This is a genomic window from Thiopseudomonas alkaliphila, from assembly GCF_001267175.1.
In the GTDB taxonomy this organism is placed as follows: domain Bacteria; phylum Pseudomonadota; class Gammaproteobacteria; order Pseudomonadales; family Pseudomonadaceae; genus Oblitimonas; species Oblitimonas alkaliphila.
Genome location: NZ_CP012358.1, coordinates 567,004 through 582,757, shown reverse-complemented (window position 1 = coordinate 582,757; position 15,754 = coordinate 567,004). Strand labels below are relative to the sequence as shown.

The 15,754-nt window shown below is 47.5% G+C and carries 11 protein-coding genes; 8 read left to right on the top strand and 3 right to left on the bottom strand.

All coding sequences use genetic code 11. The features are described from left to right. The first annotated feature begins 19 nt into the window (after positions 1–19). The 5 genes from AKN87_RS02840 (at position 20) to AKN87_RS02820 (ending at position 7,125) form a co-directional block, all read left to right on the top strand. Entirely contained in the window at positions 20–1,120 is a 1,101-nt protein-coding gene (locus tag AKN87_RS02840; protein WP_053103613.1) for an AI-2E family transporter, read from the top strand. Further along, the gene (locus AKN87_RS02835) at positions 1,120–1,404 is read left to right on the top strand and encodes a hypothetical protein (protein ID WP_053099569.1); all 285 of its coding nucleotides are present in this window, start codon (positions 1,120–1,122) and stop codon (positions 1,402–1,404) included. Before AKN87_RS02840 ends, AKN87_RS02835 begins: the two co-directional genes overlap by 1 nt. A 110-nt stretch (positions 1,405–1,514) precedes the next feature. After that, positions 1,515–2,762: an exonuclease subunit SbcD gene (gene sbcD, locus AKN87_RS02830; RefSeq protein ID WP_053102391.1), complete on the top strand. Its 1,248-nt coding sequence runs from the start codon at positions 1,515–1,517 to the stop codon at positions 2,760–2,762. Further along, positions 2,762–6,154 carry an AAA family ATPase gene (locus tag AKN87_RS02825; RefSeq protein ID WP_053102390.1) on the top strand — a complete coding sequence of 1,131 codons (3,393 nt, stop codon included), beginning with the start codon at positions 2,762–2,764 and terminating at the stop codon, positions 6,152–6,154. Before sbcD ends, AKN87_RS02825 begins: the two co-directional genes overlap by 1 nt. Before the next feature lie 17 nt (positions 6,155–6,171). Further along, on the top strand, positions 6,172–7,125 hold the full coding sequence (locus AKN87_RS02820; RefSeq protein ID WP_053102389.1) for a 5'-nucleotidase: 954 nt from the start codon (positions 6,172–6,174) through the stop codon (positions 7,123–7,125). A 42-nt stretch (positions 7,126–7,167) separates the two neighbouring features. Here the strand turns inward: AKN87_RS02820 and AKN87_RS02815 are convergent, their stop codons facing one another. The 3 genes from AKN87_RS02815 to AKN87_RS02805 all read right to left on the bottom strand — a co-directional run bounded on the left by AKN87_RS02815 (position 7,168) and on the right by AKN87_RS02805 (position 10,354). Further along, positions 7,168–8,004, bottom strand: a complete 837-nt coding sequence (locus AKN87_RS02815) for a DnaJ domain-containing protein (protein WP_053102388.1) — start codon at positions 8,002–8,004, stop codon at positions 7,168–7,170. A 98-nt stretch (positions 8,005–8,102) separates the two neighbouring features. After that, on the bottom strand, positions 8,103–9,008 hold the full coding sequence (locus AKN87_RS02810; RefSeq protein ID WP_053102387.1) for an ADP-ribosylglycohydrolase family protein: 906 nt from the start codon (positions 9,006–9,008) through the stop codon (positions 8,103–8,105). A 14-nt stretch (positions 9,009–9,022) separates the two neighbouring features. Continuing rightward, positions 9,023–10,354, bottom strand: a complete 1,332-nt coding sequence (locus AKN87_RS02805) for a deoxyguanosinetriphosphate triphosphohydrolase (protein WP_053099563.1) — start codon at positions 10,352–10,354, stop codon at positions 9,023–9,025. 324 nt (positions 10,355–10,678) lie between these two features. Here AKN87_RS02805 and AKN87_RS02800 point away from each other — a divergent pair, with 324 nt between their 5' ends. The 3 genes from AKN87_RS02800 to AKN87_RS02790 all read left to right on the top strand — a co-directional run bounded on the left by AKN87_RS02800 (position 10,679) and on the right by AKN87_RS02790 (position 15,739). Next, complete coding sequence (locus AKN87_RS02800) at positions 10,679–11,860, top strand: porin (protein ID WP_053102386.1); 1,182 nt, start codon at positions 10,679–10,681, stop codon at positions 11,858–11,860. 149 nt (positions 11,861–12,009) lie between these two features. Continuing rightward, complete coding sequence (gene nosP / locus AKN87_RS02795) at positions 12,010–13,170, top strand: nitric oxide-sensing protein NosP (protein ID WP_053102385.1); 1,161 nt, start codon at positions 12,010–12,012, stop codon at positions 13,168–13,170. Continuing rightward, positions 13,109–15,739, top strand: a complete 2,631-nt coding sequence (locus AKN87_RS02790) for a PAS domain-containing hybrid sensor histidine kinase/response regulator (RefSeq protein ID WP_080995483.1) — start codon at positions 13,109–13,111, stop codon at positions 15,737–15,739. The genes nosP and AKN87_RS02790 overlap by 62 nt, the downstream gene beginning before the upstream one ends. Positions 15,740–15,754: the final 15 nt, after the last annotated feature.

Below are 15,754 nucleotides of genomic sequence, written 5' to 3'. Positions count from 1 at the left end.
ATGAGAGCGAAGGATGAAAGTGTTTAATAATGATCGCTTGTTGGCGCAGATTTTACTGTTAGCCTTACTCGCTGCTTGTATTTGGGTGCTGATGCCGTTTTTATCAGCGTTATTTTGGGCCGCGGTTTTAGCTTTTGCTAGTTGGCCGATTATGCGTTTGCTTACCCGAGCACTTAAGGGCAATACCAGTTTAGCGGCGGCTATTTTAACTGGGGTGTGGATTTTCTTAATCGCTATGCCCCTAGTTTGGCTTGGTTTTAACATTGCTGACCATATTCGTGAAGGAATGGAGCTGGTTAAAAACCTCAGGGTTACGGGTATTCCCGAGGCGCCGACATGGCTAGAAAAAGTGCCATTTATTGGTGATCGATTAGTGGCTTACTGGAGCACCTTAGATAAACAAGGCTCGGTTTGGTTAGCCAATATCAAGCCCTATACCGGGCAAGTCGGTAACTGGTTATTAGCTCGCAGTGCACGAATTGGCGCAGGCATTTTAGAGCTAGCGCTGAGTGTTATTTTGGTGTTTTTCTTCTATCGCGATGGCCCGCGCTTAGCAGCCTTTGCTGAAGATTTATTGCAGCGCCTAATTGGTGACCGGGCCCAGCATTACACCACATTAATTGCCGGTACTATTCAGCGAGTGGTGAATGGAGTCATAGGAACCGCGGTGGCGCAAGCTTTGGTCGCTTTGTTTGGCTTTTGGGTGGCAGGTGTACCGGGTGCTATTTTCCTGGCGATTTTGACCTTTATGCTGAGCTTAATTCCCATGGGGCCCCCTTTGGTGTGGGCACCCGCTGCGGCTTGGCTATTTTGGCAAGATCAAGTGGGGATGGGAATTTTCTTAAGTTTATGGGGATTTTTGGTGATCAGCAGCGTAGACAACTTCTTAAAACCCTACCTCATTAGCCGTGGCGGTAATTTACCCTTAGTGGTGGTGCTGATGGGCGTCTTTGGTGGGCTCTTTGCCTTTGGTTTTATGGGCTTATTTTTAGGCCCAACTTTGCTGGCAGTGGCTTATAGCTTACTCAGCGATTGGATTTCTACTAGCCAACCTTTATTACTCGGCCAAACTACCACGCCTTGTGCCGAGCCGAAAAAGAATGCTCAAAGAGATGCCTAATGCTCAAGCGTAGTACGCTGTTATTGGTGCTTGTCACTTTGTCGCTGGCCGGTTGCTCGGCCAAGGTGAGTCATCGTAGTAGTTGCGCCAGCCAACTGGATGCCGCTTGGCAAGAGCTAGATATTGCCAAGGTGGAAGGGTTTGCCGGCAGCGTCAGCTACTCTAAAGCCTTAACCTTATTAACAGCGGCCAAAACCCAGCAACAATTTGAAGGCTACCGTGGTTGTACACAAAAAGCACAAAAAGCGCGCTTTTATATTCGAGAGTCACGGGCAGGACGCTGATCCTTACAATACGTTAAAACGTATATTTTTTATTGAATAATGCGGCAATAACAAGAAGCTAAAAAAGCGGCCAAAAACTATTTGCTAGCGATTAACTATAGGAAGTTAACATGCGTTTTTTGCATACCTCGGACTGGCACTTAGGGCAAAACTTTATGGGCAAGTCCCGCTTGCCTGAACATCGTGCTTTTTTTGCTTGGTTGCTTGAGCAAGTTAAGCAGCATGAGATCAGTGCAATTATTGTCGCCGGCGATGTGTTTGACACTGGCACACCGCCCAGTTATGCCCGTGAGCTATATAACCAGTTGGTGATTGATTTACACCAGCTAGATTGTCAGTTAATTGTGCTGGCCGGTAATCATGACTCAGTAGCAGTGCTTAATGAAAGCAAAAACCTGTTAGCTCAGCTCTCAACGCGGGTGATCACTCAACCGGCAGAAGAGTTAACTCAGCAACTGGTGTTGTTATCTCGGCAACAACATCCCTTTGCCTTAGTGGCAGCGATCCCTTTTTTGCGCCCTCGGGATATGCTGTTAAGCCAAGCTGGAGAGTCTAGCGTTGAGAAAAAACAGGCGCTGCAACAAGCGATTGCCGCGCACTATCAGCAACTGTTTGCTGCGGCCCAAGCTTTTCTGGCTGAACAGCGTTTGCAACTACCGATTATTTTAACCGGACATCTCACCACCTTAGGCGCTAGCTTGAGTGAGTCGGTGCGGGATATTTATGTGGGCAATTTAAAAGCTTTTCCTAGCGATGCTTTTCCGCCAGCCGATTACATTGCATTGGGGCATATTCACCGGCCACAGCAAGTGGCTGGGCAAGCCCATGTGCGTTACAGCGGCTCACCAATTCCGCTGAGTTTTGATGAGGTCGGGCGTGATAAGCAAGTGGTGCTGGTGGAGTGCGCTAAAGAGCAGGTAGTGGCTATTGAAGAATTAACCGTGCCATTGTTTCAGCCATTGGTTCGTATCGTCGGCGATTTATCAGCCATTGAGCAGCAATTACAGCAGGTGGCTATAGATCGCCCTGGCGCTTGGCTGGAAATAGAAGTGCAGCATGAGGCTTATTTAACCAGTCTTGCCCAGCGCATTGACACGCTGTGCGAGGGTTTGCCGCTTGAGGTATTACGGATTAAACGCCAGCGCTCAGCAGCAACTAGTTTGACCAGTGAGGATAGCCAAACCAGTTTGGCCGAATTGAGTGTCGAGCAAGTATTTGCCCAGCGTTTGGCTGAGGAGCAACTCACCTCCGCGCAGCAACAGCAGTTAGAGCAGCTACATCAACAGGTGTTAACTCAGTTACTGGATCCGCTGGCTGAGGCCTCCGTCAGTTCGCCAGATAAGTCGGAGTCAGTCTGATGCGTATTTTAACTTTACGGCTTAAAAATCTGAACTCGCTAAAGGGCGAGTGGAAAATTGATTTTACCCAAGCGCCTTTTGCTCAAGGCGGCTTATTTGCTATTACTGGCCCGACGGGCGCGGGTAAAACTACGTTGCTCGATGCGATTTGTTTGGCGCTGTATCATCGCACGCCGCGGATGGGTGTAATTTCTGCAAACACTAATGAGTTAATGACTCGCTCCACCGCTGAGTGTTTGGCCGAGGTAGAGTTTGCAATTAAGGGTAAGCGTTACCGGGCATTTTGGAGTCAGCATCGAGCGCAGAACTCGGCGAACGGAAAATTGCAGCCAGCCCATGCTGAGTTAGTCACTGCCGATGGCAGCATTTTGACTAATAAACTCAGTGAGAAAGTTAAGTTAGTTGAAGAGCTAACTGGGCTAGACTTTGCGCGATTTACTAAATCAATGATGCTTGCCCAAGGTGGTTTTGCTGCCTTTTTAGAAGCTAAAAGCAGTGAGCGGGCGGAATTATTGGAGCAACTGACCGGCACCGAGATTTATGGCGAAATCTCGAAAAAAGTCTTTGAGCAGCATCGTGAGCAAAAAGAAGTGGTTAAGCGCTTGCAAGCACAAACTGAGCATTTAGCCTTATTAAGTGCTGAGCAAGTTCAAGAACTGCAAGCTCAGCAGCAGCAAATTACTCAGCAAACAGAACAGCAACGAAGTGTGCAAAAATGCTTACAAGCTGATCAAAAATGGTATGAGCAATTACAGCGTTTAACCACGATCATCAGCGAGAAGCAACAAGCGCAACAGCAAGCGATGCAACAGTTGCAAGCGGCAGAGCCTGAGCAATTACAGCTTAAACGCCATCAGCCAGCAGCCAAGCTGTGCCCCGAATTTAAGCAGCTAGCTAGAGCGCGCGAGGAGTATCAGGCTAAGCAACAGGTAGTGACGACTGCGCAGCATGCTTTGCCCGTGCTTAAAACCGAGCTCACCCAGCAAGTTCAGCAGGCGCTGCAGTATTTACAACAGGCGCAAGCCAGCATACAAAAACAGCAGGCGTTGGCATTAACCCAGCAGCGCCATTTGCAACAGCAAATCGCCGAGCAGCAATCAGTTTTGCAGCTCGCACCATATTTTAGTGACTGGGAGCAGCAACTCGGTGAATGGCGACGCGCCATTGATCAGCTGCAAACCGCTGATACTCACCAGGCAAAAGCTAAGCAAGCCCAGCTAAAACAGCAGCAAGTGGTAGCGGAATTGAGCCAGCAGCAGCCAGAGCACGAGCAAGCAGTACGGCACATTGAGCAGCAATTAGCAGAACTGAAGCTGCGCTATCCCTATTGGGCAGATCGTGCTGATTCATTATTGGCGCACAGTCAGCAGCTAAACCAGCAGCTACAAACCGCTGCTACGGCAAAAAAGCTGCTGGATGATCAGCGCAATATGGCTCACTCGCTGCAGCATCAGCAGCAGCTTGTTACTGAAAAAACGCAGCAATTACAGCAGCTATCGGCACAGTTAGTGGCACTACGTGAACGCTGGACGCAGCTGAATCAGCAGAAAAAAGATCAGCAACGAATTTATGAGCTTGAGCGAACCGTGCAGTCGCTAACAGAGTATCGTGCTCAACTGCAGGCCGATGAGCCGTGTCCGCTGTGTGGCTCCTTAGAGCATCCCAGTGTTTCGCAGTATCAGACTGTTGATCCTTCTACCACGCAACAGGCCTTACAGCAGTTAGAGGAGCAGTTAGAGCAACTGACCAACGAGGGCAAGTTGCTTGGTAATCAAGAGATACAGTTACGCACTGAACAAGCTAATAGCCAAGCGCGCATTGACGAGTTGCAGTCAGCCGCCCAAGCACTTGCTCAACAACTAACCGAATGTTTAGCCGAGTTATCCCTGACCTCGGCCAGTGAGTTGAGCGGGTTAATTGAGCAACACAGCGAGCAATTACGCAGCTTAAGCCACTTTACTCAGCAGCATGAGCAGCTCACCACGGCCAAGCAGCAGGCGGCCATTGCTCTGCAGCAGCTAACTGCTCAGCAAACGACTGAAACTCAACGTTTAACTGAGTACGAGCTGCAGTTAAGTCAAGCAACTGCTGAACGGACAGAAAAGCAGCAGGCTGAGCAAACTAAGCAAAATGCTTTGTTGCAGCAACTAACTGCAGCCAAGGTTACGGCAGCTTTGGCTGATTACGCCGCGGTTAAAACATGGCTACAAGCGCAGCAGCAGAATTTAAAGCAAGCACAGCAATGGCAAACTGAGATGGTTGAGCTGGAAAAAAGTACGTTTCAGCAAGAGGCTAAGTTACAGCAGTTAGCTCAGCAGCTGACCTTTTGGCAGGCTCAAGCCGAGCAGTTAGCCTTGCCAGAAACTGGACTGACTGAAGACTGCGCGCCATTAACCTTGCCTGAGCAGCAGGCATTTAATCAATTGTTGGCTCGCTATCAACAACAAAACTCGCAACTTGAATTACTGCAGCAACAACTACAACAGCAGCACCAGCAACTGACCGAGCAAGAACGGCAATGGCAGAGCTTATTAGCAGAGCAGGGTTTTGCCAGTGAGGCAGCGTTTAACGCAGCATTATTGTCGGCTGAGCAAGTGGCAATAATTGAGCAAACATTACAAACACTGACTGAGCAACAGCAGCTGTCTTTAGTGCAGCTGCAGCAAGCAGAAACTCAATTGGCTCGCTTTAAGCATGAGTCCAGCCAGCCTCAATTTACGCTGGCAGAAATTGAGCAACAACTGCTAACGCTAGAAGCGCAACTGACTACACTGCATCAACAATTTGGTTCGATTACCAGCAAGCTGGAAAATGATCAGGCACAACGCACTACGGTAGCTGGCGTACAGCAGCAAATAGCACAGCAACAGGCACTGTGTGAGCAGTGGGCACGTTTAGATGGCTTAATTGGCTCGGCTGATGGTGCTAAATACCGACGCTATGTGCAGGGCATTACCTTAGATCAGCTAACTTATTTGGCTAATCAGCATTTAGCTCGTTTGCATGGACGTTATGTATTGGTGCGCCAGTCGAATAAAGAGTTAGAGCTAGCCATTGAAGATACCTGGCAGGCCGATGCGGTGCGGGATGTTAAAACCTTATCCGGCGGTGAGAGTTTTTTAGTGAGTTTAGCTTTAGCGCTCGCGCTGTCTGATTTAGTGAGTCATAAAACCAAGATTGAATCACTCTTTCTTGATGAGGGCTTTGGCACTCTTGATAGCGAAACCCTGGATATCGCCCTAGAAGCCCTCGATCACCTAAATGCTAGCGGCAAAATGGTAGGCGTCATTAGCCACGTCGAAGCCCTTAAAGAACGTATTCCAGTGCAAATTAAAGTCAGTAAAGGGCAGGGCATGGGGATGAGTCGGTTGGATGAGAGGTTTAGAGGCTAAATTATAAGGAGATAAGAATGAGTGGATATAGTTTAGAGCAAAAGCTAGTGATAGGTTTAGCCTCGAGTGCTTTATTTAACTTAGAGGAATCTGATCAAGTATTTAGAACACAAGGAGAGCTGGAGTACCGTACGTATCAAAAACTAAATGAAAATACGCCTTTAGAAAAAGGAGTTGCTTTTCCTTTTATTCAGCGGTTGCTAAGTATTAATAGTATTTTTCCAAAAGAAAAGCCATTTGTAGAAGTAATTTTATTATCTCGTAATGATCCCAATACTGGGTTGCGAGTTATGAACTCTATTGAGCATTATAATCTTGATATTAAAAGAGCTATTTTTTTGCAGGGAAGAACCCCTCACAAATATATAAATGCGCTTAACATTAGTCTTTTTTTATCTGCAAATGAAGCTGATGTTAACCAGGCAATTAATGCGGGCTATCCTGCGGGACTTATACTAAAAGGACAAATAGTAGACTTTGAAAATGATCAAGAACTAAGGATTGCGTTTGATTTTGATGGGGTTATTGCTGATGATGCTTCTGAAAAAGTTTTCAAAGAAGGTGGATTACCCGCATTCATTGAAAATGAAAGTAATTTAGCTGAACAACCTTCCAATATCGGACCTCTTCATAGATTATTAAAACAACTTTCCAGGTTGCAAAGTGCAGAGTTAAGGTATCAGGCAGCGCATCCAGAATATAGAAGTAGACTACGGATATCTATCGTTACCGCACGAAATGCTCCTGCTCATAAAAGAGTGATACATTCATTGCGCTCGTGGGGTATAGAGACAATTAATGAGGCGTTTTTTCTGGGAGGGATCGAAAAAAGAAAAGTGCTAGAAATCTTGCAGCCCCATATTTTCTTTGATGATCAAGTAACTCATGTTGAAAAAACAGCAGACTCTATCGCCTCTGTTCATATCCCTTTCGGTGCCGCTAATACGCCTATAGAAAACTATAATTCGTAAAAGACACGGTTTACCTATGGCTAGTAACTGAAGATGAGCACATTACCCCCTCATCTTCTTAATCAACTCATAAGCCGCGTTAATTTCTTGGATTTTTTGCGTGGCTTGTTGAACGGCTTCGTCGTCGGCACCTTGGCCGTGCATGTAGTCGGGGTGGTATTTTTTTACTAGGCGGCGGTAGGCGAGTTTGATGGTGTCGAAGCTGTCGCTTGCTTGGCAGCCTAAGACCTCATAGGGATTAGTGGTTTTTGCTTCGGCTTGCTGGCTATTACCAAAGACCTGCTGGATAAACTGTTGTACGCTTGCTGAATTAAAGCCTAGGTTAGCGCCAATGCTGACTAATAGCTGTAATTTATTTTGGCTCATGCCATCAATACTGGCAAAGCTAATTAGTTGCAGCATTACCCGTTTGCGCAGCTCAGTATCAGTGCGCGCGAGTATACGCGTGTAATAAGCCAGCGGTTGGTTATCGCGTTTAGCTGAGTTGGCCAGGCTAAACAGGTTTTGTTTAATCTGCTCGGTAATGCTTGGCTGTACGCCTGCAGCACGTAGGCTATCGGTCATGCTGACAATGGTATCGCTCATATACTCCACTTCAGCACGGCTGACGCGACCATCACTGGCCGCAACCTTAGCCATTAACGCCACCACTTCTTCTAATAACTGAAGTTGGCTATGTTTAGCTGACTGGCGGCGTGTATTGCGTGATTGGTTAAGATTCTTGGCAAAGTTTTGATAGGCCTCGTCAAAGTTGCGGCTATCAGTGATTGAGTCATAAGCAGCTTTGCCGGCATCAATCGCGGTACGGGTCACTCTATAAAGCGCGCGAATGATCAGAAATAAAATAAATAGAATAAAAAATAAAAAGAATTTAGCCATTAAGTTAAGAGCGCTCTTAAAAATTGATTCTGTCTGGTACTGGCAAAGTATAAGCTAAATAGCGGCGCTAATCCGAGTAAATCGATCGTGCTACCTAGCTAAGCGACAAGCTGCTTAGCTAAGGTTTGCAATTCATCGGCTAGGTATAAGCGTTGGCGCCAGCTTGGATTAATTGCGTTAAGTCCATACCACGCGCCAGCGATTTGCCCACAAATAGCCGCTACGGTATCGGCATCATCGCCTAAATTGGCCGCCATCAGTACCGCTTGATCAAAGTTGTCGGTTTGCGCAAAGCACCAGAGCGCGGCTTCTAAACTATCAACCACATAACCACTGCTATGAATTTCGGTGCGTGTTTTAGTTAAATAATCAGCCTTAGCAATGGCTTGCAGCTTGGGGCATTGCAGATTCAGTTGCGTTAGCGCAGGGGCGGTTAATAGCTGCTGAATGCTAGGGTAAGTTTGATATAGGCAGGCATTTAATAGCCAAGCAAACAGCACGCAGGCTTCTACTGCCTCGGGCGCGCCGTGGGTGGTTAGCGAACTGAGCTTAGCGTAATGCAAGGTATTGGCCAGTGAGCGATGATAATACAAGGCAATCGGGGCTAAGCGCATTAAGCTGCCGTTACCGGCGCTATAGGGATCGGTGCTGCCGGCATACGGATTTTGGTTTTGCGTAAAACTAAGCAGCGCATCTTCTACGGTACAACCCACATCAAAGCACTGCCCAGTGCTGCTGCGCTCACCTAAGCGATACCAGTTAAGGTAACGCTGCATTTGGTCGGCAGAATCAAAGCCTTGCACGGCTAATAAACTATCGGCCAGACATAACGCCATCGAGGTGTCATCGGTCCATTGCCCAGGCTGTAGCTGAAATGGGCCGCCGCCGATCATATCCGTCAGCGCTGGGTAGTTGTCGCGTGGGCAAAACTCCAAGGTAGTGCCTAGCGCATCGCCAATGGCTAAGCCAAGTAAACAGCCAAGGGCTCGATCTGAGAGTGACATTAGAACTCCTTAAGTTACGTCGGGCTTGAGCGACCAGTCATTTCTTTGGCCATTTCAGTGGCGTAGCTGTCGGTCATACCGCCAATAAAGTCAATAATCCGCATATAGGCCATATACAGGGTATCTTCTGGGCGGGGTGCGTTATTACCGAGTAAATCAAAAACGCGCTGATTTTTAAACGACAAAGCCTGACCGCTGTGCTGCTGCAGAGCGGCACCACAAAAGGTATTGAGTAAAATTTCGAGGGTGGTGTAGGCACCAATTTCATGCAAGGTTTTGCGTTTATCTTGGAAGATTTTTTCCCGCGCCATTTTTTTAGCCGAAAGCACGCAGGTTTTTGCTGGGCCATGCATGTGCTCAACTAAATCATCGGGCAGTGCGCCTTGCATTAAGGCGGGTAATTGCTCAACAAAGGCATTGGCCGCGGCATTGGTTAGGTGCTCGATGGCCTTGCCGCGTAAAATCGCTAAACGGCGTCGGCGTGAATCTTGGGGGCCAAGTAGACGATAGGTTTCCGGTAAGTCATCACCAACCAAGCCCAAGAGTAAGGCTTCCACTTCGGCATATTCCAATAGCTCCATTTCTAGGCCGTCTTCTAAGTCAATCAGGCCATAGCAAATATCATCTGCTGCTTCCATTAGATACACCAGCGGGTGACGGGCCCAGCGGTTAGGCTCGATTTCAGGCAGTCCTAGTTTTTCGGCAATGGTGCGCAGCAAAGGTAGTTCGCTTTGGTAGCAGCCAAACTTATGCTTTTTATAGCCATCGGCCGGTGCATATTCAGAGGTCCAAGGGTATTTTAAAAAGGCACCTAAGGTGGCGTGAGTCAGTCGCATACCACCATCAAACTGGTGATACTCCAGCTGAGTGAGGACGCGCAAGCCTTGGGCATTACCTTCAAAACTTAAAAAGTCATTGCGCTCTTTATCGCCCATATCGTCTAACCAGCCACGCTCGGCTGCTTGAGCAAACCAATGGCGAATAGCGTCTTCACCGGAGTGACCAAAGGGCGGATTACCAATGTCGTGGGCTAAACAGGCCGATTGCACAATCATTCCCACATCACCCGAGCTGCACCAACTAGGTAATTGATCACGGATCATCTCGGAAACCCGCATGCCCAGCGAGCGCCCGACGCAACTCACCTCTAATGAGTGGGTTAAACGAGTATGAATATGATCATTGCTGGATACAGGGTGTACTTGGGTTTTACGGCCTAAGCGGCGAAAAGCACCCGAGAAAATAATCCGGTCATGATCTTTATGAAATGGACTACGCCCCAGCTCTTCAGGGCTGTGGGTTAACTTACAGAGACGTTCACGATTTAGTAATTGATTCCAATCCATTCAACACTCCTAACCTAAGAAAAGGATTAAACACCCTATGCGCGACAAACTGTGTCGTGGCTAACTAATGGCATGGCCACTTGGTAAGGGCTAATTACTATTAGCTCTGTTACAGATGACAAAATTATGACTTTAGCACTGTGCGACTATAACAACACGGCTTAGCTAGGCCGCACAAGGACTTAAGTCGCGGCGGCGTTACATAAGCCGAGCTAGCAGCAAAGAGAGGTAAACAGCAACCAAAACGCTGTAGGTTTCCCTCGGCAGACCATGAAAAATCGCTCTTCAGTGGTTGAACCCTCAGCCCACACTTTCTGGAGAGACATGATGACTAAGTATTTTAAAGCGGCTTTACCGCTAGCCCTTGCCAGTGCTGCATTAGGTGCAACGCCCATGGCCCATGCTGAAATTATGCTATACGAGCAAGAGGGGACGACCTTTGCGACCGATGGTTATATCAATGCGTTTTATGTCAACAGTAAAATTAAGCGCGATGCAGCCAGTGGTGAGTCGCTAGATCGGCGGCAATCACGGGTAAAAATGGGATTTTTGCCTAATTATCTTGGCTTTAATATGAGCCAGCAAATTGATGATTTAACCCTAGGCGCCCGGGCTTCATTTTGGGTAACAATTAATGACAGCCAAGATAATGGCACCGGTACAGATATCGATGTGCGCCAATTTTACGGGACGGTTAAAGGGTCGTGGGGTGAGGTATTACTTGGTAAGGACTTTGGCTTATTTGCACGTTCGAATATTTTACTTGATCATTTGCTTGCAGGTTATGGTCAGGTCAGTGACACCTTGGGTTTAGTCGATGGCGGTGGGGTGTCCTTTGGTAATATTGGCAGTGGTTATCCTTATCCATTTCCTACTTCGCAAATTACTTACCGTTCTCCTCAGTTCCACGGGGTGCGCGTGGCTGCTGGGGTAATGGATCCTGTCGATACCACGGATAATGGGGCCTTGGGTAAGGCTTATCAGAAAAACCCACGCTTTGAGAGCGAAGTCACTTATAACTTAGACTTAAGCAAGGCCACTATTTACTCATGGCTCAATGGCACCCATCAAACGTCAGATAATACCGACGCAACACAGCGCCGCGTCACCTCTAAAGGATTAGGCTATGGGGTGCAGGCGACCCTGGGTGATCTGATGTTAACCGCTTCAGGTTTTACTGCGAAGGGTTTAAATCCGTTCTTTACCAATAATCTAGGTAAAGCCACTTTGCGAGATATTGATAGCACCGGTTATTTACTGCAAGGTTCCTATCGCTTTGATAAAAACCGTGTGGCGCTGAGCTATGGCAAAACCAAAGATGACGGCAATGGCTTAGTCTCCAGCGGAGCCGACTACAATACGCGGGCACTGGCTTATTTTAGAGAGGTGAATAGCCATTTACAGTTAGTGGCAGAGTACAACCAGTTTAAGCTGGAGGGCCATAAAAACAAGGCACTGAACGAAAAGACTAATACGTTTGCTGTAGGTGCAGTGGTGAATTGGTAGCCACAAAGTAGTAAAGAATAGTCCATTTTCAATGCTTAAAGACTGCTAATATTTAGCTCGGTCTTTAAGCATTGTGCGCTGTCTATAAAGCATGAAGAGTTTGCTGGTAGGCCATTCTTTACTTAGGGTTAATAAGGAGCAGCAGGGCGATGCAGCAAATGAATCAAGTAATTACCCGTGCGGTTTCTTATGCCTTAGACACCCAGCAGGCGGCGCAAGAATTAGCCGCGCAACTGGCTGATCCTGAGATTGGTTTTGTGCTGTTTTTTTGCTCGGCAGAATTTGATTTGGCTCGCTTATCGATAGCCATTGAGCAAAGTCAGCCTGAGGTGATGGTGGTTGGTTGCACCACCGCCGGAGAAATTACCCCCTTTGGTTATGCTCGCGGGTGTATTTGTGCCCTTGGTTTTAGTCGTCAGCTTTTTACTGTAGGGGCCGCACTGATTGAAGAAATGGAGCAGTTCTCGCTGATCAAAGCCCAAGAATTGGTCGGAAGCCTAATTAATCAGTGCCGCAGCAGCACCCAAGCGGTGCTACCAATTAAAGACCATAGTTTTGTTTTAACCTTATTTGATGGTCTAGCTAGCCGCGAAGAAACAGTGCTCGCTGCACTTAGCGCTGCTTTAGGTGGTATTCCTTTATTTGGTGGCTCGGCCGGTGATGACAATTACTTAAGTCAAACCCATGTCTATTATCAGGGCCGTTTTCATAGTGGGGCAGCGATTGTGGTGTTGATTAATACCCCATTGGAGTTTGAGGTATTTAATATGCACCACCTCACACCCTCGGCCGAAAAGTTGGTGGTGACCAAGGTTGATAGCCAGCTGCGCCAAGTATTAGAGGTGAATGCAGAACCTGCAGTAAGCGCTTATCAGCAACTAACCGCTGCGCAGCAATTGGGAATGGATGTGTTTGCCTGCCATCCGTTGGCGGTTAAAATTGGTGAAAACTATTATCCCCGCGCCATTCAAAAAGCTAATCCTAATCAAAGCCTGACTTTTTACTGTGCAGTAGATAATGGCATCGTACTGACCGCTATGCAGCGTCAGAGCTTAATTGACACCTTAAATCAGTTATTTGCAGGCATTAATCAACGCCTAGGCGAGTTACTACTGACGATCGGTTGCGACTGTGTGCTTCGCCGCTTAGAAAGCGAAATTACCGGACAGCACCAAAGGGTTGAGCAAATTTTAATCGAGCAGCAGGTGGTTGGCTTTAATACCTACGGCGAGCAAATTAACGGGATGCATGTCAATCAAACCTTTACTGGGGTGGCCATTGGAAAAAAATACAAACAACGCCGCAGCTGAGCCGCAACAGCCAGCTGCAGAGCAACTGGCTGCCGCTAATCAAGAAATAGCCAGGCTCCGTAAAATTAATGCGGCGCTGATTGAACGGGTAGAGTCCGGCAAACTGCACAGCAATGAAGCCTACGCAGCATTTCGTCATTCGGTGGTTTTAGCCGAACAGGTGCGTGAACGCACCGATGAACTCACCCATGCCTTAACTCAACTCAAAGCCAGTAATAGCTTGCTGACCCAAGAACGACACAAAGCAGAAGTTGCACACCAACATCTAGTCGATGCGATTGAAAGTATTAGTGATGGTTTTGTGCTGTTTGATCAACAACAGCGGATTATTTTATTTAATCGGCACTTTAAGTCTTTCTGGGCTAGGCACGGTAACCCAATCAGTACCGGTATCCATTTAGCTGAAGCGAAACGTATTATCGAACGCTCGGGGCTGGTTAAAGAAACTCAACGCAGTGGTGCCCAGCGTATGCTGTATCGCTTGTCTTCGGGGCGTTGGTTGCAGGTAACTGAGCGCCCGACCCTTGAAGGTGGCTTGGTGATTTTGTACACCGATATTACCGAGTTAAAACTACGTGAACAATTACAGCGTGAGCAAGCGCTGGCGCAGAAAACAGTGTTGTTACAGCAAACCGTAGATAACCTATCTCAGGGGGTGGCCATGGTGAACTCCCAAGGTGTGCTTGAGCTATGGAATCATCGTTTTTTAGAGTTGTATGGTTTAGCCGACATTGCTCCGAATACACTATTTACTGAGCTCATGCAGACTCAGTGTGCGCTCAACTTGCCGAATGAGTTAGCCACTTGTGCGCAAAGTGAGCAGCGTTTGACCGATGGGCGGATGCTGGATATTTGTGTCCATGCCCTGCCTGAAGGTAGCTATGTTGCCACCTTTACTGATATTACGGAACGTTATGAACACGCAGAAGCCCTGCGTAAAAGTGAAAATTGGATCCGTTTAATTACCGATCATGTGCCCGCCATGATTGCTTATGTTCGACGCGACCTTTCATATGAGTTCTTAAATAAGGTCTATGAAGAATGGTATGACTGGCCACGAGGCACAGCGATAGGCTTGCCGTTAAGCGAAGTGCATAACCAACAGCATATGACCCGTTTAGAGCCTTATATCCGTCGGGCACTGGCCGGAGAAAGTTTAACTTTCGAGGTGGCGGAAACCGATAAGCGCGGACACACTTGCTTCATGCAGCGCTCCTATGTGCCTAACCGCCAAGCCGATGGCCAAGTGGTGGGTATTTTCGTTCTGGTGCGTGATATTACCCAACGGCGGCGCACCGCTGAAGCCTTGCATCAAGCCTATCAAAATCTTGAATTGCGTGTAGCCGAGCGCACCGCTGAGCTGACGCAATTAAATCAGCAATTAGTGCTTGAAATTCAAGAGCGCCGATTAATCGAAACCCGCTTACTAGAAGCTAAACGTGAGGCTGAAGAAGCTAACCTTTCTAAAACCAAATTTCTTGCTGCCGTAAGCCATGATTTATTACAACCATTGAATGCGGCGCGCTTGTTTACTGGCGCTTTGGTTGAACAGTTACAAGACTCACGTTACAGCCATTTAATGCGCAATATTGGTAACTCATTGGATGATGTGGAAAATCTTCTAGGGACTTTAGTGGATATTTCTAAGCTGGATGCAGGGGTTATTAAAGCGGATTTAGCCGCTTTTGCAATTAATGATTTACTGGAAAACCTAGCAGCAGAGTATCGACAACTAGCCAGCAGTGTGGGCTTAGGATTAAGCTTTGTACCATCAACGGCGGTGGTGAATAGTGATATTCATTTGCTGGCACGCATTTTGCGGAATTTTTTAACCAATGCGATTCGCTATACTGAGCACGGCCGCTTATTACTTGGCTGCCGCCGTGTGCCAGGGGCGCTGTTGATTCAAGTGTGGGATACCGGTGTAGGTATTGCCCCGCACAAACAACAAGAAATTTTCCAAGAGTTTAAGCGTGGTGATTGGCATGGAGCGCAGCATGATCGAGGCTTGGGGCTAGGGCTGGCGATCGTTGATAAAATCTCGCGGATTTTAAATCATCCTGTTGCAGTGCGCTCCAGTTTAGGCCAAGGCTCTTGTTTTAGTATTAAAGTGCCTTTAGCGCGCACCACGGATATTCCTTTGGTTAGTGAGCTAGAGTTGCCTACCCACAGCTTAAATCAGTTGCAAGGTGCTAAAGTTTGGGTGCTAGATAACGACCCTGCTATTTGCCAAGCGATGCAGACTTTGCTGGGGGAATGGGGCTGTGAGGTTCATACGGGACTATCAAAAACTGACTTGGCACAGCAAGTGGGTGGCCTTAATCAGCCGGTAGATCTGTTAATTGCTGATTATCACCTCGATCATGATGTAAATGGCTTAGATGTAGTATTAGAAATTAATCAGGAGCGACAGCAGCCGGTAGCAGCGTTAATGATTACCGCCAACTACAGCAAAGAGTTAAAACAAGAAATGCGCCAGCTCGGTTACACTTTGTTGCATAAGCCGGTGAAGCCCATGCGCTTAAAGATCACTATGGGCCACCTATTGGAGCAACAGCGTCAAGTCTAATCCTGAGCTAATAGC